20 protein-coding genes and 1 tRNA gene are annotated in these 15,580 nt (G+C 64.8%); 9 read left to right on the forward strand and 12 right to left on the reverse strand.

The genetic code is table 11. The features are described 5' to 3' along the window. Window positions 1–21: 21 nt before the first annotated feature. The 4 genes from ACEI37_RS20320 to ACEI37_RS20335 all read left to right on the forward strand — a co-directional run bounded on the left by ACEI37_RS20320 (window position 22) and on the right by ACEI37_RS20335 (window position 3,892). Window positions 22–486: a peroxiredoxin gene (locus ACEI37_RS20320; RefSeq protein WP_373377928.1), complete on the forward strand. Its 465-nt coding sequence runs from the start codon at window positions 22–24 to the stop codon at window positions 484–486. A gap of 430 nt (window positions 487–916) precedes the next feature. Beyond that, the gene (locus tag ACEI37_RS20325) at window positions 917–2,620 is read left to right on the forward strand and encodes a PhoH family protein (RefSeq protein WP_062800463.1); all 1,704 of its coding nucleotides are present in this window, start codon (window positions 917–919) and stop codon (window positions 2,618–2,620) included. A gap of 130 nt (window positions 2,621–2,750) precedes the next feature. Beyond that, window positions 2,751–3,158, forward strand: coding sequence for a hypothetical protein (locus ACEI37_RS20330; RefSeq protein ID WP_373377929.1), 408 nt, complete (start codon window positions 2,751–2,753; stop codon window positions 3,156–3,158). Window positions 3,159–3,205: 47 nt separating this feature from the next. Next, window positions 3,206–3,892 carry a C40 family peptidase gene (locus ACEI37_RS20335; protein ID WP_373377930.1) on the forward strand — a complete coding sequence of 229 codons (687 nt, stop codon included), beginning with the start codon at window positions 3,206–3,208 and terminating at the stop codon, window positions 3,890–3,892. A 67-nt stretch (window positions 3,893–3,959) separates the two neighbouring features. Here ACEI37_RS20335 and ACEI37_RS20340 read toward each other — a convergent pair whose 3' ends face one another. The 8 genes from ACEI37_RS20340 to ACEI37_RS20375 form a co-directional block, all read right to left on the reverse strand. Then, the gene (locus tag ACEI37_RS20340; protein ID WP_012353079.1) at window positions 3,960–4,967 is read right to left on the reverse strand and encodes an inorganic phosphate transporter; all 1,008 of its coding nucleotides are present in this window, start codon (window positions 4,965–4,967) and stop codon (window positions 3,960–3,962) included. Window positions 4,968–4,980: 13 nt separating this feature from the next. Next, window positions 4,981–5,607, reverse strand: a complete 627-nt coding sequence (locus ACEI37_RS20345) for a DUF47 domain-containing protein (protein ID WP_010809517.1) — start codon at window positions 5,605–5,607, stop codon at window positions 4,981–4,983. Between the two features lie 190 nt (window positions 5,608–5,797). Continuing rightward, window positions 5,798–7,189, reverse strand: a complete 1,392-nt coding sequence (locus ACEI37_RS20350) for a replicative DNA helicase (protein ID WP_018007703.1) — start codon at window positions 7,187–7,189, stop codon at window positions 5,798–5,800. 164 nt (window positions 7,190–7,353) lie between these two features. Then, the gene (gene rplI, locus ACEI37_RS20355) at window positions 7,354–7,806 is read right to left on the reverse strand and encodes a 50S ribosomal protein L9 (protein ID WP_373377931.1); all 453 of its coding nucleotides are present in this window, start codon (window positions 7,804–7,806) and stop codon (window positions 7,354–7,356) included. A 32-nt stretch (window positions 7,807–7,838) separates the two neighbouring features. After that, a complete protein-coding gene (gene rpsR / locus ACEI37_RS20360) occupies window positions 7,839–8,117 on the reverse strand; it encodes a 30S ribosomal protein S18 (RefSeq protein ID WP_006163606.1) in 279 nt (92 codons plus the stop codon). A 3-nt stretch (window positions 8,118–8,120) separates the two neighbouring features. Beyond that, window positions 8,121–8,420: a primosomal replication protein N gene (gene priB, locus ACEI37_RS20365; RefSeq protein WP_012353082.1), complete on the reverse strand. Its 300-nt coding sequence runs from the start codon at window positions 8,418–8,420 to the stop codon at window positions 8,121–8,123. An 89-nt stretch (window positions 8,421–8,509) separates the two neighbouring features. Beyond that, window positions 8,510–8,884 carry a 30S ribosomal protein S6 gene (gene rpsF, locus ACEI37_RS20370; RefSeq protein ID WP_010809513.1) on the reverse strand — a complete coding sequence of 125 codons (375 nt, stop codon included), beginning with the start codon at window positions 8,882–8,884 and terminating at the stop codon, window positions 8,510–8,512. A gap of 119 nt (window positions 8,885–9,003) precedes the next feature. Further along, window positions 9,004–9,996, reverse strand: a complete 993-nt coding sequence (locus ACEI37_RS20375) for an asparaginase (RefSeq protein ID WP_373377932.1) — start codon at window positions 9,994–9,996, stop codon at window positions 9,004–9,006. Window positions 9,997–10,252: 256 nt separating this feature from the next. Here ACEI37_RS20375 and lexA point away from each other — a divergent pair, with 256 nt between their 5' ends. Both lexA and ACEI37_RS20385 read left to right on the forward strand, forming a co-directional pair. Beyond that, on the forward strand, window positions 10,253–10,906 hold the full coding sequence (gene lexA / locus ACEI37_RS20380; protein ID WP_012353084.1) for a transcriptional repressor LexA: 654 nt from the start codon (window positions 10,253–10,255) through the stop codon (window positions 10,904–10,906). Between the two features lie 114 nt (window positions 10,907–11,020). After that, window positions 11,021–11,191 carry a hypothetical protein gene (locus ACEI37_RS20385; RefSeq protein WP_012353085.1) on the forward strand — a complete coding sequence of 57 codons (171 nt, stop codon included), beginning with the start codon at window positions 11,021–11,023 and terminating at the stop codon, window positions 11,189–11,191. Window positions 11,192–11,233: 42 nt separating this feature from the next. On the opposite strand, the gene ACEI37_RS20390 is transcribed toward ACEI37_RS20385, so the two are convergent. Both ACEI37_RS20390 and ACEI37_RS20395 read right to left on the reverse strand, forming a co-directional pair. After that, window positions 11,234–11,530 (reverse strand): hypothetical protein, encoded by a 297-nt coding sequence (locus ACEI37_RS20390; RefSeq protein ID WP_373377933.1) that lies wholly within the window; start codon window positions 11,528–11,530, stop codon window positions 11,234–11,236. A gap of 228 nt (window positions 11,531–11,758) precedes the next feature. Beyond that, window positions 11,759–12,031: a hypothetical protein gene (locus ACEI37_RS20395; protein WP_373377934.1), complete on the reverse strand. Its 273-nt coding sequence runs from the start codon at window positions 12,029–12,031 to the stop codon at window positions 11,759–11,761. Window positions 12,032–12,376: 345 nt separating this feature from the next. On the opposite strand from ACEI37_RS20395, the gene dusA reads away from it, so the two are divergent. Then, window positions 12,377–13,390 carry a tRNA dihydrouridine(20/20a) synthase DusA gene (gene dusA / locus ACEI37_RS20400; RefSeq protein WP_373377935.1) on the forward strand — a complete coding sequence of 338 codons (1,014 nt, stop codon included), beginning with the start codon at window positions 12,377–12,379 and terminating at the stop codon, window positions 13,388–13,390. A gap of 477 nt (window positions 13,391–13,867) precedes the next feature. On the opposite strand, the gene ACEI37_RS20405 is transcribed toward dusA, so the two are convergent. Then, on the reverse strand, window positions 13,868–14,023 hold the full coding sequence (locus tag ACEI37_RS20405) for a hypothetical protein (protein ID WP_373377936.1): 156 nt from the start codon (window positions 14,021–14,023) through the stop codon (window positions 13,868–13,870). 360 nt (window positions 14,024–14,383) lie between these two features. Between ACEI37_RS20405 and ACEI37_RS20410 the strand changes: the two genes are divergently transcribed. Together ACEI37_RS20410 and ACEI37_RS20415 are read left to right on the forward strand one after the other, a co-directional pair. Further along, on the forward strand, window positions 14,384–14,662 hold the full coding sequence (locus ACEI37_RS20410) for a hypothetical protein (RefSeq protein ID WP_026164422.1): 279 nt from the start codon (window positions 14,384–14,386) through the stop codon (window positions 14,660–14,662). 102 nt (window positions 14,663–14,764) lie between these two features. Then, window positions 14,765–14,840: transfer RNA gene (locus tag ACEI37_RS20415), tRNA-His, on the forward strand. A gap of 93 nt (window positions 14,841–14,933) precedes the next feature. On the opposite strand, the gene ACEI37_RS20420 is transcribed toward ACEI37_RS20415, so the two are convergent. Then, entirely contained in the window at window positions 14,934–15,494 is a 561-nt protein-coding gene (locus ACEI37_RS20420) for an NADPH-dependent FMN reductase (protein WP_373377937.1), read from the reverse strand. Window positions 15,495–15,580 lie beyond the last annotated feature (86 nt).

A 15,580-nucleotide genomic window follows, 5' to 3' on the forward strand; every position in this document is an offset into this window, starting at 1 on the left:
CTCCCCCAAGGAGCCACAAGCATGACCGTCAGTCTCAACAAGGCCATCCCCGACTTCAGCGCGCCGATGACCGGCGACGCCACCTTCCGCCTGGCCGACTACCGCGGCAAGACGGTGGTGCTGTACTTCTACCCGAAGGACAACACGCCGGGCTGCACCACGGAGGCGATGAACTTCCGCGACCAGTACGAGGATTTCGAGAAGGCCGGCGTGCATGTGTTCGGCATCTCGCGCGACAGCCTGCGCTCGCATGAAAATTTCAAGGCCAAGCTGGAACTGCCGTTCGAACTGATCTCCGATGCCGACGAAAATGTGTGCACATTGTTCGATGTCATCAAGATGAAAAAGCTGTATGGCAAGGAGCACCGCGGCATCGAGCGCAGCACCTTTGTCATCGACGGCAAGGGCATCCTGCGACACGAGCTGCGCGGCATCAAGGTGCCCAACCACGTCGACGAAGTGCTGGAGATCGTGGGCGGCCTCTGACGCATCGCCCGCGCGCCGTTGCCCCGCCGTTGCCCGTAAAGGCTTCGATCCGGACGCGCCGTGGCAAACGTTGGAAACCCAATTGCCAAACCCAAAGCCTTCGGATACATTGGCCCGTAATGAGTTCAGATTCCGGATGCCACGCTGTTTCGACTCCCCGGCCCAGGCGCTTCCTGCCACAGGCCGGTAGCGGACCTGCCATGTCGGCAGTCCGCCCAAGAGCCGCCAACCCTGTTCCGCAGGCATGGCGGCTTTTTTGTTTGCAGCCACGTCTGTCCTCATGGTTGTCCGCGCCGGGCGCCTCGCGCATGCATGCCCCGACCCGGGTCCGCCACGCCGCCCCGAAGCCGTCGCACGCTGACGAGTTTGCGCGGCGCCGCGGACCGGACATCCCCGCCCCCTTCTTGTCCCCCTGAAAGGAAAGCCAAGCATGCCGCTGCCTACCATGCCCGCCAAGCCTGCCCAATTGCTGGACCCGAGCGAGTTTGCTCCGGTTTCCGCGGTGCCTAAGGCCAAAGCCGCCACACAGGGCAAGAAACCTGTGCCGGCGCTCGAGCGCGTGGCATTGCTGGAAACCGGCGACACGCAGGTGCCTGAAGTCAAGGCCCGCGCCGCCGGCGGCACCCGCGCCCGCAGCACCGAAACGCCCGCTGTATCGACGCCGGCCGTCAGCGCCGCGCCGGTGAGCCTGGTCAAGCCGTCGACCGGCACCACGCGCCGCGCGCGCAAGGCCGAAGGCCCGAGCAAGCTGTTCGTGCTCGACACCAACGTGCTGATGCACGACCCGGCCTCGCTGTTCCGTTTCGAAGAGCACGACATCTATCTGCCGATGATGACGCTCGAAGAGCTGGACAACCACAAGAAGGGCATGAGCGAAGTCGCGCGCAACGCGCGCATGGTCAGCCGCACACTCGACTCGCTGGTGGGCGGCACCGACGGCGTGCTCGACGAAGGCCTGTCGCTGGCCAGCTTGGGCAACCGCGACGCGCAGGGCAAGCTGTTCTTCCAGACGCGCCTGAACGATATCAAGCTGCCCGAAGGCCTGCCGCAGGGCAAGGCCGACAACCAGATCCTGGGCGTCGTCAGCGCGCTGCAGCAGCAGTATCCCGAGCGCCAGGTAGTGCTGGTGTCGAAAGACATCAACATGCGCATCAAGGCGCGCGCACTGGGCCTGCCGGCCGAGGACTACTTCAACGACCAGGTCCTCGAGGACAAGGACCTGCTCTACGCGGGCGTGATGCAGCTGCCCGGCGACTTCTGGGCCAGGCACGGCAAGGGCGTAGAAAGCTGGCAGGATCCCAAGTCCGGCGCCATGTTCTACCGGCTCACCGGTCCGCTGGTGCCGTCGTTCCTGGTCAACCAGTTCGTCTACCTCGAGCCCGTGGACGGCAGCCTGCCGCTGTATGCGCAGGTCAAGGAGATCAATGGCAAGACCGCGCTGCTGCAGACACTGAAGGATTACACGCACCACAAGAACAACGTGTGGAGCGTGACCGCGCGCAACCGCGAGCAGAACTTCGCGCTCAACCTGCTGATGAACCCGGACATCGACTTCGTCACGCTGCTGGGCCAGGCCGGTACCGGCAAGACGCTGCTGGCGCTGGCGGCAGGCCTGGAGCAGGTGCTGGACCAGAAGCTCTACAACGAGATCATCGTCACCCGCGCCACCGTGCCGGTGGGCGAGGACATCGGCTTCCTGCCCGGCACCGAGGAAGAGAAGATGCAGCCGTGGATGGGCGCGTTCGACGACAACCTCGAAGTGCTGCAGAAGAGCGACGACAGCGCCGGCGACTGGGGCCGCGCCGCGACGCAGGAGCTGATCCGCTCGCGCATCAAGGTCAAGAGCATGAACTTCATGCGCGGCCGCACCTTCGTCAACAAGTTCGTCATCATCGACGAGGCGCAGAACCTGACGCCCAAGCAGATGAAGACGCTGGTGACGCGCGCCGGCCCGGGCACCAAGATCATCTGCCTGGGCAATATCGCGCAGATCGACACGCCCTACCTGACCGAGGGCTCGTCGGGCCTGACCTACGTGGTCGACCGCTTCAAGGGCTGGAGCCACAGCGGCCACATCACGCTGGCGCGCGGCGAGCGCTCGCGCCTGGCCGACCACGCCGGCGACGTGCTCTGACGCTGACAGCGGGCCCGGGCACCCTTCCATGCGGAAGGGGCCCGGGCCCGCTGCCGTGAGCGGCAAGCGCAATGCGGCTATGATGTCCGCACGTCCGCTTGTTGTCCCGCACCCCCAACTGGAGGCGTCGATGAACCCACAGCATCTCCGCCGGGCCGCGCTGATCGGCGTCGCCGTGGTCCTGGCCGGACCGCTTCAGGCGCGCGCCGCGGCTGACGAACTGGTGATCCGCACCATGGGCCCGGTCAGCTATGTCTGCGGCGGCGTCGCCGAAGACGAGCGCCAGGCGCTGGCCACGCGCGAGAAGGATTTCAATATCGGCATCCTGTTCACGCAGGGCGCCGCGGGCGAGTTCCTGTCCGATGTCGCGGTCAAGCTGGTGCGCGACGAGCAGGAAGTCGCAACCTTTCGTGCCGCCGGGCCCCGCTGCCTGATACGTGCGCCGGAAGGCAGCTACAATATCGAGGCCAGTTACAAGGGCCAGGCCAAGTCGATCAAGGTCAGCACCGGTACGCGCAACGCCCAGCTACGCTGGTAGCGGCAAGGCTTCCGGTGCGCCGGCAGGCCGGCGACCGGAATCCAGCGATGCCATTGCGCCGTACCCGTAGTTCTTCCAGTCCTTCCGCACTGCCCGGCCCGCTTGCCCGGGCCGGCCTGCCGCTGCTGTGCGCCGCCGCACTGCTGCTGGCAGCGTGCGCCAGCTCCCCACCCTCTCGCCATGGCAGCTTGCCGCGCACGCCCGGCAAGCCCATGACCGATCCCAGCGCCGGGCTGGAGGAAATCTCGATCCAGGCGATGTCGCTGGTCGGCACCCCGTACCGCTACGGTGGCAATACGCCCGATGCCGGCTTCGATTGCAGCGGCCTGGTGCGCTATGTGGTCGCGCGCGCGGCCAATGTCAGCTTGCCGCGCACCACCGAGGCCATGGGCACGCGCGGCAGCTCGCTCGACCGCAGCGAAGTCGCTTCCGGCGACCTGGTGTTCTTCAACACCACCGGCCGCGCCAACTCGCACGTCGGCATCTACGTAGGCCAGAACCGCTTTGTCCATGCGCCATCGTCCGGCGGCACCGTAAGGCTGGAGGACATGGGCAAGCCCTACTGGGCCTCGCGCTACAACGGCGCCCGGCGCGTGGTGGCCGGTGCGGTCAACCTGCCGCCGGCGGCACCGACACCGGCGCCGGTCCCCGTGCCCGCCCCGGCGCCCCTGGTGCCGGAACCCGCCCCGCTGCCGGACGACGACGATCCCATCGCCGCCTTCGCCAACCGCTAACCCGCCACGCGGCAAACAAAAAAGCCAGGCATTTGCCTGGCTTTTTGCATCAGCGGCTAGTGCCGCGTTACAGGATATGGCGCCCGATCCACCATGCGATCGCCGCCATGAAGGCCGAGGCCGGAATCGTCAGTACCCAGGCCCAGACGATATTGCCGGCCACGCCCCAGCGCACCGCCGACATCTTCTGCGACGAGCCGACCCCGACGATGGCGCCGGTGATGGTATGCGTGGTCGACACCGGCACCCCCAGCGCCGAGGCGAAGAACAGCGTCAACGCACCGCCGGTCTCGGCGCAGAAGCCGCCCACCGGCTTGAGCTTGGTGATCTTCTGGCCCATGGTGCGCACGATGCGCCAGCCGCCGAACAGCGTGCCCATGCCGATGGCCACATAGCAGCTGACGATCACCCAGGTCGGCGGCGGATCGCCGGCGAGCACGTGGCCGCTGGCGATCAGCAACATCCAGATGATGCCGATGGTCTTCTGCGCATCATTGCCGCCATGGCCAAGGCTGTACAGCGAAGCCGAGACCAGCTGCAGCCGCCGGAACCAGCGGTCCACGCGCGATGGCGGCGTGCGGAAGAAGGTCCAGCCGACGATGACCATCATCAGCGAACCCAACAGAAAGCCGAGGAAAGGCGACACCAGGATGAACGCCACCGTCTTCAGCAGCCCGCTGGCCACCAGCGCACCGGTGCCGGCCTTGGCTACCGCGGCACCGACCAGCCCGCCGATCAGCGCATGCGACGACGACGACGGAATGCCGTAGTACCAGGTGATGACGTTCCACGCGATCGCCCCGACCAGCGCGCCGAAGATGACATAGTGGTCGACGACACCGCCCTGGATGGTCCCGGTGCCGACCGTGGCCGCCACCTTCAGGTGGAACACGAAGATCGCGACGACGTTGCACATCGCCGCCATCGCCACCGCATGGTGCGGCTTGAGCACGCCCGTGGACACCACCGTCGCGATCGAGTTGGCCGCGTCGTGGAAGCCGTTCATGAAGTCGAACAGCAGTGCCAGCGCCACCAGCAAGGCGATCACCCACAGGCTCATTTGTATGGTCTGCATGCCGATTGCCGCCTCAGGCGTTTTCCAGGACGATGCCTTCGATGATGTTGGCGACGTCCTCGCACTTGTCGGTGATCGTCTCGAGCTGCTCGTAGATGGCCTTCAGCTTGATCAGGCGCTTGACGTCGGTCTCGTCGCGGAACAGCTTGGACATCGCCGAGCGCATCACGCGGTCGGCCTCGGATTCCAGCTGGTCGATCTGCTGCGCGGTCTTCAGGATGGTGCTGGCGTTGCCCATGTCCTCGAGCAGGCCCACGGCAATCTTGACCTGGTCGCAGCACTGCACGCAGATCGCGGCCAGGCGCAGCGCCTCGTCGGTCAGGTTGGTCACGTCATACAGCGAGATGGTCTCGGCCACGTCTTCCATCAGGTCCAGGATGTCGTCCATGGTCGTGATGAGCTTGTGGATCTCGTCGCGGTCCAGCGGCGTGATGAAGGTCTTGTGCAGCAGGTCGATGGTGTCGTGCGTGATCCGGTCGGCCTTCTTTTCGGTGGCCTGGACGCGCCGGGCATGGGCCTCGGCGTTGGGCAGGTCGTTGACCAGGGCCTGCAGTTCATGGGCGGCGGTCACCGCGCAGTCGGCGTGCTGGTTGAAATATTCGAAGAACTTGCCCTCGGTGGGCATGAATCGGCCGAACATGGAATGTTCCTTGTGGCAGCGTGGTATCGCTGCGGATGGTGTTGCGGGATTAAGCGGACGCGAGCATGACCGCCGCGGATGGCGGCTGTCATCAAAGCGCAATATTTTACAGGGTTACCGGGACATTGCCCGCGTATTTGGCACAAACGAGACGGGCAGGCACGCCGGAGGGCCGACCCGCTTGACTTCGTCAGGTGTCGTTGTCGAAGAAGGCCGGGCCGCCGCTGAAGTTGTCGAACTTCGTGAACTGGCCGAGGAAAGTCAGTCGCACGGTGCCGATCGGGCCGTTACGCTGCTTGCCGATGATGATTTCGGCGGTGCCCTTGTCCTGCGAGTCGGCGTTATAGACTTCGTCGCGGTAGATGAACAGGATCACGTCGGCATCCTGTTCGATAGCGCCCGATTCGCGCAGGTCGGACATCACCGGGCGCTTGTTGGGACGCTGTTCCAGGCTGCGGTTCAGCTGCGACAGCGCGATCACCGGGCAATTCAGCTCCTTCGCCAGGCCCTTCAGGGAACGGGAGATTTCTGAAATTTCCGTGGCGCGGTTCTCGCCGCCGCCGGAGCCCGACATCAGCTGCAGGTAGTCGATGATGATCAGCCCCAGCTGCCCGCACTGGCGCGCCAGGCGCCGCGACCGGGCGCGCAGTTCCATCGGGTTCAGCGCCGGGGTTTCGTCGATAAACAGCTGGGTGTCGTTCATGCGCTGGATCGCATGCGTCAGCCGCGGCCAATCCTCGTCCAGCAGGCGCCCGGTACGCAGCCGGTGCTGGTCGAGCCGCCCGACCGAGCCCAGCATACGCATGGCCAGCTGCGTGCCCGCCATTTCCATCGAGAACACCGCCACCGGCAGCCCCTGCTCCACCGCCACGTGCTCGCCGATGTTCAGCGAGAACGCGGTCTTGCCCATCGACGGGCGGCCGGCGACGATGATCAGGTCGCCTGGCTGCATGCCGCTGGTCATCTTGTCCAGGTCGATGAAACCGGTCGGCACGCCGGTGACGTCGGTGGTCGAATCGCGGTGATACAGCTCGTCGATGCGCTCCACCACCTGGGTCAGCAGCGGCTGGATTTCCTGGAAACCCTTCTGCCCGCGCGAGCCCTCTTCGGCAATCGCAAAGACCTTGGACTCGGCCTCGTCGAGCAGCTCGCGCACCTCGCGCCCCTTGGGCGCGAATGCGGCCGAGGCGATATCGTCGGCCACCGTCACCAGCTTGCGCAGCACCGAGCGCTCGCGCACGATCTCCGCGTAGCGGCGGATATTGGCCGCGCTGGGCGTGTTCTGCGCCAGCGAATTGAGGTACGCCAGCCCGCCCACCTCTTCGGCCTTGCCGGCCACCTGCAGCATCTCGTAGACCGTGATCACGTCGGCCGGCTTGGTGGCCGAGATCAACCGGGCGATGCTCTGGAAGATCATCCGGTGGTCGAAACGGTAGAAATCCGCCTCGGACAGGAAGTCCGCGATGCGGTCCCAGGCGGCATTGTCCAGCAGCAGGCCACCGAGCACCGATTGCTCGGCTTCGATGGAGTGCGGCGGGACCTTGAGGTTATCGAGTTGGGGGTCGGCGACGGGCGCGTTCATGGGGAGGGATTATAACGGCGGGTGGACACACTTCGCCGGACATTTGGCGACAGCGCCGTCCAGGGCAACCGGGCAACAAAAAAGGCAGGAGCCGGGGCTCCTGCCTTTTTGCAATGCTTGCGGGGCTTTGGCCGGCGCCGTGCGCCGGCCGGGGCGTCGCGTCCTTAGACGCTCTCGCCCACCACCGACACGGTCACGTCGACCACGACGTCCGTGTGCAGCGCAACGCTGACCGGGTGGTCGCCAACCGTCTTCAGCGGACCGTTCGGCAGGCGAACCTGCGCCTTTTCCAGCTTGTAGCCTTGGCCAGCCAGGGCTTCAGCGATGTCGGCGTTGGTCACCGAACCGAACAGGCGGCCGTCCACACCCGACTTCTGGGAGATCTGGACGGTCAGGCCGTTCAGCTTCTCGCCTTCGGCTTGCGCGGCGGCCAGCTTCTCGGCAGCGGCCTTTTCCAGCTCGGCGCGCTTGACTTCGAATTCGGCGATCGCGCTTTGCGTGGCGCGGCGGGCCTTCTTGCCCGGGATCAGGAAGTTACGGGCGTAACCGTCCTTCACCTTGACGATGTCACCCAGGTTGCCCAGGTTGACGACTTTTTCCAGCAGAATGATTTGCATCGTGTTCTCTCCTTGACGGACCTAGGGCCTGATCAGTTCTTGTGCAGGTCGGTGTACGGCATCAGCGCGAGGAAACGCGCGCGCTTGATGGCCGTATCCAGCTGACGCTGATAGTGAGCCTTGGTACCGGTCAGGCGGGCCGGCGTGATCTTGCCGTTGTCGCCGATGAAGTCCTTCAGGGTGTCCAGATCCTTGTAGTCGATCTGTTCGACGCCAGCCACGGTGAAGCGGCAGAAGCGCTTGCGCTTGAACAGCGGGTTCTGTTGCTGGAAGCGCTTCTTGTTCTTGTTGTCACGTTTGACGAATGCCATGATTCAATCCTTTTCGAATGCTTTACATCCAGTGATGTGAAAGACGAGAGCCTTGCTGTTGCGGTGCTTGCGGGCCAGGAATCCTTCGCAGTCGAGCAGCGTGCCGAGCGGCAGCCGCTCCAGACGCTGGCCAACCTGGCCGATCCCCATCGCAGCGATTGCAAACTCGACCTGTCGCGGCGTCTGCGCCTCGACGGCCTCGCCGCTGTACTGCAGGATGCAGTTCACGACGGGGACCCCGGCCGGGGTATAGCGCAGGGCATCGCGTTCCGCCAGGGTGGCGGCAAGCCGAAGCTGGTTCAACGCGGGGCCTCTTGCTGGTTGCAATCGTTGCGGTTTCCGCTCGCGCCCCGGCCAACGCTGTCAGCCACGGCGCGCACCGCAGTCCGCACTCAGGCGGCCTGGCCTTCGGTGGTCGTTTGCGCGGCCTTGCGGGCTTCTTCGCGCTGCACTTCCTTCATCATCGGCGAAGGTGCGGTCTCGGCCTTCTTGGTCTGCACGATCAGGTGGCGCAGGACGGCGTCGTTGAACTTGAACGCGTGTTCCAGTTCAGCCAGGGTTTCCTTGCCGCATTCGATGTTGAGGCAAACGTAGTGAGCCTTGGCCAGCTTCTGGATCATGTAAGCCATCTGGCGACGGCCCCAGTCTTCCACGCGGTGAACGTTGCCGTTCTGCGAGGTCACGAGCTGCTTGTAGCGCTCGATCATGGCCGGCACTTGTTCGCTCTGGTCCGGGTGGACGATGAAGACGATTTCGTAATGACGCATTGACGCTCCTTTTGGGATTAGCCACCCGGGCGTCACGAGTCCGGTGTGGCAAGGTTGAATAGCCTTAAATTATAGCCCGCCGCGCGCCAGCAACGCAAGCTGCTGATTTCACGGGCAAATCAGGCGCTGGCAAAGACCGCCTGCAGCCGCGCCGGGTCGCGCGCGAGCCCGGCATCCGCCGCGAGGGCCAGCGCCAGCAACACGCGCGCCTTGTAGGGATTGAGGTCCGCAGCCGCCACGAACACACCGTCGGCAGGACTGGGCAGCGGCGGGATCGCCACATGCCCGGTACCAGTGCGGGAACTGCGCACCACCGCCACCCCGGCCGCGGCCGCGTCGGCAAGGGCCGCCGCCAGCACCTCATGGACCGAGCCATTGCCGGTCGCGGCCACAACCAGGCCGGCGACGCCGGCCTGCACCAGCGCATCCACCATCGCCCTGCCCGGCTGCGCGTAGCTCGCCACGATCTCCACCATCGGCCACGCCGCCGGCATCGGCCCGATGGGCGCAAGTGCCCGGGGCGTCCGGGCAAAGCGCACGTAGTCGTCCTGCACGAACCCCAGCGGCCCGCACGGCGAGACAAAGGCATCGACCGCCGACGTATGCGCCTTGGCCACGTCCCGTGCCGCGTGGATCTGCTGGTTCAGTACTACCAGCACACCCTTGCCGCGCGCATCCGGATGGGCGGCGACGCGCACCGCATCCAGCAGGTTCAGCGGCCCGTCGGCCGACAGCGACGTCGACGGACGCATCGCGGCTGTCAGGACCACTGGCACCGGACACGATTGCGTCAGGTGCAGCGCCATCGCGGTTTCTTCGAGCGTGTCGGTGCCGTGCGTGATCACGATGCCCGCCACGTCAGGCTGCGCCGACCAGTGCCCGACCCGCGCCGCCAGTGTTTGCCACAGCGCGAAGGTCATGTCCTTGCTGTCGACCTGCGCCACCTGCTCGGCCTCGATGCGGGCCAGCGACTGCAACGGCGGCACCGCCGCCAGCAATGAGGACACCGGCACGGTCGCCGCCTGGTAACGGGCACTGCTGGCGGCGCTGCCGGCGGCGCCGGCGATGGTGCCGCCAGTGGCCAATACGACGATGCGAGGCAATTGGGTCATGGGAGCGCGCAAGGATTTTGTTCTGGATAAAGGAAAGGCAATTGTAGCGGGCGCACACGCCCCGGCCGCAGCCGGGATCAGGCGCCCTGGCCGGCGTCCATGCGACACGCCTCAAAATTCTGCTTGCACTGACGCCGATACTGTATAAAATCACAGCATACTGTTTAAACATACAGTGCCCGGCCCGCCGGATGCTGGATAACGGACCAGAGCTTCCGTCATCCAGGCCAGCGGCCCTGCACGGAACGGCGATCCCATGGCGACCCTGACACCCCGGCAGCAGCAGATTTTCGATCTGATCCGCAACACGATCCGCCGTACCGGCTTTCCCCCTACCCGCGCCGAGATCGCAGCGGAGTTCGGTTTCTCCTCGCCCAATGCCGCCGAAGAACATCTGCGGGCGCTGGCCCGCAAAGGCGTGATCGAACTGACGCCGGGCGCGTCGCGTGGCATCCGCCTGAAGGTGTCGCGCAGCGATTCGGAGCTGCCGGACCAGTTCTCGTTGCCAATGGCCGGCGTATTGCAGCTGACGCTGCCGCTGGTGGGCCGCGTCGCAGCCGGCAGCCCCATCCTGGCCGCCGAGCATATCGATCGCCAGTACCAGGTCGATGCCTCGGTCTTCGATGAGCGTCCGGATTACCTGCTGCGCGTGCGCGGGCTGAGCATGCGCGACGCCGGCATCCTCGATGGTGACCTGCTCGCCGTGCGCCGCGCCAGCGAGGCTGCCAACGGCAAGATTGTGGTGGCGCGACTGGGCGACGATGTCACCGTCAAGCGCCTGCAGCGGCGCGGCGGCCATATCGAACTGATTGCCGAGAACCCGGACTTCACCAACATCATCGTCGAGCCCGGTGAAGAGTTCTCGCTGGAAGGCATCGCCGTCGGGCTGATCCGCTCTTCCGGCTTCTAGCCGGGCACCATCGCAGGCATTCGTCCTGCGCGGGCCCACCCGCTTCCATTGCTTTGCAGACGCCGCCCGGCTTGCCGGGTGTTGACCCCGCTTTGCCTAAAAAGAGGTGCCACCATGCCGCAAATCCACCACGTCGCCGCCCGCCGTCCGGTCAAGCCCGTGCCGTTTCGCCAGAGCAAGGGCGTACGCGTCTACCAGGGGACGCAGCGCCGTACCATGGTCGGCAGCATGGCGGCCATCTGCCGCATGCTGGAACTTGAAACTACCGAAAAGCTGGCCGCGTGACGGATACTCGCAGACGCCTGGCGTCGCCGGGCCCTGCCCCGCTTAGCTGCGCGCGCAGGCCTTGACTTCGGCCTCCAGTTCCGCCGGCGTCAGCTGGGGAAACCAGGTATCGGTCTTGCGCAATTCCAGCGCCGTGCCGTCGGCCTGTGCCGTCATCGAGATCAGGTAGGCGTATAGATATTCACCGCTTGCGGCGCTCTGGCCGATACGGATTTCGATCTGGTTTTTCGCCGGCAACTGGACCAGCGTAGCCTCATCGCCCAGATTGTTGCGCAGGCATTTTGCAACGTCGGCCATCTTGGCCTGCGTATTCAGGCGCATCGGCGGGCGAGCGCGCACGTCCTTCTCCGAAGTGCCAGTGGCACACCCTGCCACCATGGTTGCCATCGCTGCGCCAATCAGTGCCGTTCGAACCAACATACCGCCCCCGGGGAATGAAAACGGCGCCCTTGGAGTGCAGGTATTGTGGGCGCCGGGTGCGGATTTTAACCCCCGCGCGGGCCACGCGCCATCTCGAGCTTCGCCATTAGCCAGCAACGGCGTCTGGCATGGCAAGACGCTTACCGGTTACCAGCGCTTGCACTCGATCTTCTCTTCGAATTCCCCGTCGCTCTTCCACTCGCGCTCGATCAGGCAATGGCCTTCGCGGTATTTCTGCTTCCGCTCGTAACCGCGCGGCCCACCCTTGCACTTGCGCTCTTCCTTGTATTCGCCATCGCGCTTCTGCTCGCGTTCCACCTCGCAGCCGCCGCTACGGAACTTCTCCTTGTATTCGCCGCTGCCATGGCGATAGCCACCGGGATAATCGCGATCGTCGGCCTGCGCCAGCGGTGGCGCCATCAAACACAGTAGCAAGGAGACAGCGGTAGCGGGCGTCCGGAACATGAGAGAAAAAGCAGGAGCGAAATTGCGGCCAGCATAGCAACCGGAATCGCTGGCCGCTGTATCAAAGCGTTACGCCGCTGCGCACCGGGATAGCATCCCCTGCCGCAGCTAGCTTGCGGCTTGGGGCTGCGGAATCGTGCCGCAGCAGACCTTGTCGCGGTAGCCTATACTCACGCTTTCTCGCTGGCCCGCCCCGCGCTTGGCTCCAGCCGGGGTGCAGTGACCTGCATATGCCGCCGCGTCAGTCTCAGCGGCCAGCCGACGCTGCCGCGCCCGGCCCGTACCCAATTGCCGTATTTCATGAACGTAAATCCCCGCCGCATTTCGGTTGCGCCGATGATGGACTGGACCGACCGTCATTGCCGCATGTTCCATCGCCAGCTTAGCCGCCACACCTGGCTGTATACCGAGATGGTGACCACCGGTGCGCTGCTGCATGGCGACGTGCCGCGCCACCTCGACTTCGATGCGGCCGAGCATCCGGTCGCGCTGCAGTTGGGCGGCAGCGAGCCGGCGGATCTTGCCATGGCGGCGAAGCTTGGCCAGCAGTGGGGCTATGCGGAAATCAACCTGAACTGCGGTTGCCCGTCCGAGCGCGTGCAGCGCGGCGCCTTCGGTGCCTGCCTGATGGCGGAGCCGGACCTGGTGGCGGACTGCGTGAAGGCCATGCGCGATGCGGTGGAGATTCCGGTAACCGTGAAGCATCGCATCGGCATCGACAAGGTCGAGCACTACGATTTCGTCCGCGATTTTGTCGGCAAGGTGGCGCATGCGGGTTGCGGCACGTTTATCGTGCACGCGCGCAATGCCATCCTGAAGGGCCTGAGCCCGAAGGAAAACCGGGAGATTCCGCCGCTGCGCTATGAGGTGGCGTACCAGCTCAAGCGCGAATTTCCGGAGCTCGAGATCCTGATCAACGGCGGCGTCGTCAGCCATGACGAAATCGCCGCTCATCTGGAGCATGTCGATGGCGTCATGATCGGACGTGAGGCGTATCACCAGCCGTATATCCTCGCGGAAATGGACGCGCGCTTCTATGGCGACACCAGTGCGCCAGTGCCGTCGCGGCTCGAAGTCGAACTGGCGATGCAGCGTTATATCGGCGACTTCGTCGAGCAAGGCGGATATATGGGTGCCGTGACCCGGCACATGCTCGGCCTGCATCGCGGCATCGCCGGGGGACGGGGCTGGCGCCGCGTGCTGTCCGATGCGAAACGCATGCATGCGGCGCGCACGCGGGCGGATGTCGAGGCGCTGTTCGAAGAAGCCCGCACGCATCTGCACCCGCACGCGCACGAGCCGCTGGCCGCGTAAGCGCGCACCGTCTGGTGCCGTGCCGAGTCCTCGCTCTAACTTCGAATCGTGAAAATATGCATGGCGGCGCGCGGGTTCCGCGCGCCGCACATGAGATGCCAGATCGCCCGGAAACCGGCGTCCGGAAAGGGATTCCCCTAATTCGCTGAGGCAGGGCACTTTCTTACACTGTGCCTGCCCTCGAATACAGGGCTTTCTTCAACTGATTATTGGCCCGCTCCGGCGGGCTTTTTTTCGTCGGCGATCTCGCGCTTGCGGCATCGCTCTTCGTTTACCCGAATGGTGCTTTGCCCGCGTGGCAGTTACAGTGCAACGGCCTTCAGGGCATTTGAGATCGCTAAAGTTAAGAGTCCGCGCTGCGGACTCTTTTTTTGCGCGCTCGCCCGGCACCACCTCGAAGAACCGATTTGACCAGCCTTCCGGACAAGCGTTCCGTCGGTCACGCAATATAGCTTCCGCTGACGGCGCATCGCCGGCCTATCGCGTATGGCTGATGCCGATGTCCAGCGTGCCGTAAGTCGTGATGCTCGATTCCCTGCCCTCGGCACTGCCGCCCGAGGCGCATCCGCCCAGCATGGCCGCCAGTGCCGCCACCGCAAGAATCCTCGCCGTCCATCTACACTTGTTCTGCATGGCCTGTTCCCTGCGTCGATAACCTCGGTTGGGCTCGCGCGTGGCCAAGAGGTTCCATTGCAGGCATGGTGCGGCATGGAAACGCCGGCCGCGGGGCGAAGGAAAGCAGGGAAGGAAAAAGAGGCAGGCGGCCCATGGGGCGGGCCGCCTGACGGGAAGGTCGAGGGGGGTCAATGTCCCTCGGACTCGAGTATCGCTTCGGGCACGTGCCGCATGAACCCTGCAGAGGTAGGGGCTGTGTCCAGCATATTTGGCTGGCGGGCGTGGTCGGAAGTCATCGAGGACCCGTGATACGATTTCCGCACGCTCCCCAGGCGAAATCAGGCACGGTATGCGGACCGTGCCGGCAGGGGAGGCAGCATGGACAAAGACAACGTGGAAAAAGAAGCGCCGTTCGGCGTGGTCTATGAAGACTTCAGGGTGATCTGGGTGGCCGAGCAACTCCAGGATGGCAAATGGACCGCGCGCTACTGCTGGCACCCCGGCACCTCGGAAGCGGCCGGCAAGGCGTTGCAGGAAGCCGTGCTGAACGGCAAGTCGCGCCGGCTGCTGGGCCAGTTCGATACTGAAGCCGAAACCATCGCCGCGATCAAGCAGGCGGTGCTGCTCGAGGCCAAGTGGAGCCCGTCCCGTTCCTGAGCGATGCCCTCAAAATTTTTTGTGCGGGATACTAGCCATCTCGAAAATCTGTTTGTATAATCTTGTTTTTCGTCGATCAGCGCTTCGCTGATGACCTCTACGGTGGCTGTAGCTCAGTTGGTAGAGTCCAGGATTGTGATTCCTGTCGTCGTGGGTTCGAGTCCCATCAGCCACCCCAAAATTCCCTGCAAAACGGCGCCTGATTCAGGCGCCGTTTTGCTTTTCGCCGTTTTTCGATCAAGGCTTTCGAAAGCTGACGCTGCACGCCTCCTCAGCGCGGCGCGTTCCGCTCGATCCAGGCGCCAAACGTGGTCATGAATTTGCCAAGGAAGCCCTTGGTCGATTCGTTGGCAATCCCGCCCTGCTCGTCGAACAGCTTGTCGACACCGCTGATATACGCCTCGGGTTGCTGCAGGATGGGGATATTCAGGAACACCAGCGACTGGCGCAGGTGGTGATTGGCGCCGAAGCCGCCGATGGCGCCCGGCGATGCGCTGATGATGGCGCCGGGCTTGCCGTCCCAGACGCTGCTGCCATACGGGCGCGAACCCACATCGATGGCGTTCTTCAACGGCGCGGGCACCGAGCGGTTGTATTCCGGCGTGACGAACAGCACGGCGTCGGCGCGGCGAATGCGGTCGCGGAAGGCGGTCCAGGCCTGGGTCGGCTTGTCGTCGAGGTCCTGGTTGTACAGCTCCAGGCTGCCGATCTCGACGATTTCCAGCCTGAGCTGCGCCGGCGCCAGCGCAATCAGCGCCTTGGCCAGCTTGCGGTTGTATGACTCCTTGCGCAGGCTTCCCACCAGTACAACGACATCACGAGGATCACTCATTGCGGCTCCTTTGACGGTGTGGACGGATTGGCACGGGCGGCGTCCGCGCGCGGCATCGTCGTGCGCGGGCGCCAGGCCCTGCCCGC

It is taken from the genome of Cupriavidus nantongensis, from assembly GCF_041726985.1.
Classification (GTDB): domain Bacteria; phylum Pseudomonadota; class Gammaproteobacteria; order Burkholderiales; family Burkholderiaceae; genus Cupriavidus; species Cupriavidus nantongensis_A.

What these genes read in the sequence shown, in the direction of transcription:
- dusA (WP_373377935.1), top strand. Translation starts at nt 12,377, where the DNA reads ATGAACGTAAATCCCCGCCGCATTTCGGTTGCGCCGATGATGGACTGG.
- ACEI37_RS20350 (WP_018007703.1), bottom strand. Translation starts at nt 7,189, where the DNA reads ATGAACGCGCCCGTCGCCGACCCCCAACTCGATAACCTCAAGGTCCCG.
- ACEI37_RS20330 (WP_373377929.1), top strand. Translation starts at nt 2,751, where the DNA reads ATGAACCCACAGCATCTCCGCCGGGCCGCGCTGATCGGCGTCGCCGTG.
- rplI (WP_373377931.1), bottom strand. Translation starts at nt 7,806, where the DNA reads ATGCAAATCATTCTGCTGGAAAAAGTCGTCAACCTGGGCAACCTGGGT.
- ACEI37_RS20395 (WP_373377934.1), bottom strand. Translation starts at nt 12,031, where the DNA reads ATGGCGCCACCGCTGGCGCAGGCCGACGATCGCGATTATCCCGGTGGC.
- ACEI37_RS20325 (WP_062800463.1), top strand. Translation starts at nt 917, where the DNA reads ATGCCGCTGCCTACCATGCCCGCCAAGCCTGCCCAATTGCTGGACCCG.
- ACEI37_RS20410 (WP_026164422.1), top strand. Translation starts at nt 14,384, where the DNA reads ATGGACAAAGACAACGTGGAAAAAGAAGCGCCGTTCGGCGTGGTCTAT.
- ACEI37_RS20335 (WP_373377930.1), top strand. Translation starts at nt 3,206, where the DNA reads ATGCCATTGCGCCGTACCCGTAGTTCTTCCAGTCCTTCCGCACTGCCC.
- rpsF (WP_010809513.1), bottom strand. Translation starts at nt 8,884, where the DNA reads ATGCGTCATTACGAAATCGTCTTCATCGTCCACCCGGACCAGAGCGAA.
- ACEI37_RS20340 (WP_012353079.1), bottom strand. Translation starts at nt 4,967, where the DNA reads ATGCAGACCATACAAATGAGCCTGTGGGTGATCGCCTTGCTGGTGGCG.
- ACEI37_RS20385 (WP_012353085.1), top strand. Translation starts at nt 11,021, where the DNA reads ATGCCGCAAATCCACCACGTCGCCGCCCGCCGTCCGGTCAAGCCCGTG.
- rpsR (WP_006163606.1), bottom strand. Translation starts at nt 8,117, where the DNA reads ATGGCATTCGTCAAACGTGACAACAAGAACAAGAAGCGCTTCCAGCAA.
- ACEI37_RS20420 (WP_373377937.1), bottom strand. Translation starts at nt 15,494, where the DNA reads ATGAGTGATCCTCGTGATGTCGTTGTACTGGTGGGAAGCCTGCGCAAG.
- ACEI37_RS20375 (WP_373377932.1), bottom strand. Translation starts at nt 9,996, where the DNA reads ATGACCCAATTGCCTCGCATCGTCGTATTGGCCACTGGCGGCACCATC.
- ACEI37_RS20405 (WP_373377936.1), bottom strand. Translation starts at nt 14,023, where the DNA reads ATGCAGAACAAGTGTAGATGGACGGCGAGGATTCTTGCGGTGGCGGCA.
- lexA (WP_012353084.1), top strand. Translation starts at nt 10,253, where the DNA reads ATGGCGACCCTGACACCCCGGCAGCAGCAGATTTTCGATCTGATCCGC.
- ACEI37_RS20320 (WP_373377928.1), top strand. Translation starts at nt 22, where the DNA reads ATGACCGTCAGTCTCAACAAGGCCATCCCCGACTTCAGCGCGCCGATG.
- ACEI37_RS20345 (WP_010809517.1), bottom strand. Translation starts at nt 5,607, where the DNA reads ATGTTCGGCCGATTCATGCCCACCGAGGGCAAGTTCTTCGAATATTTC.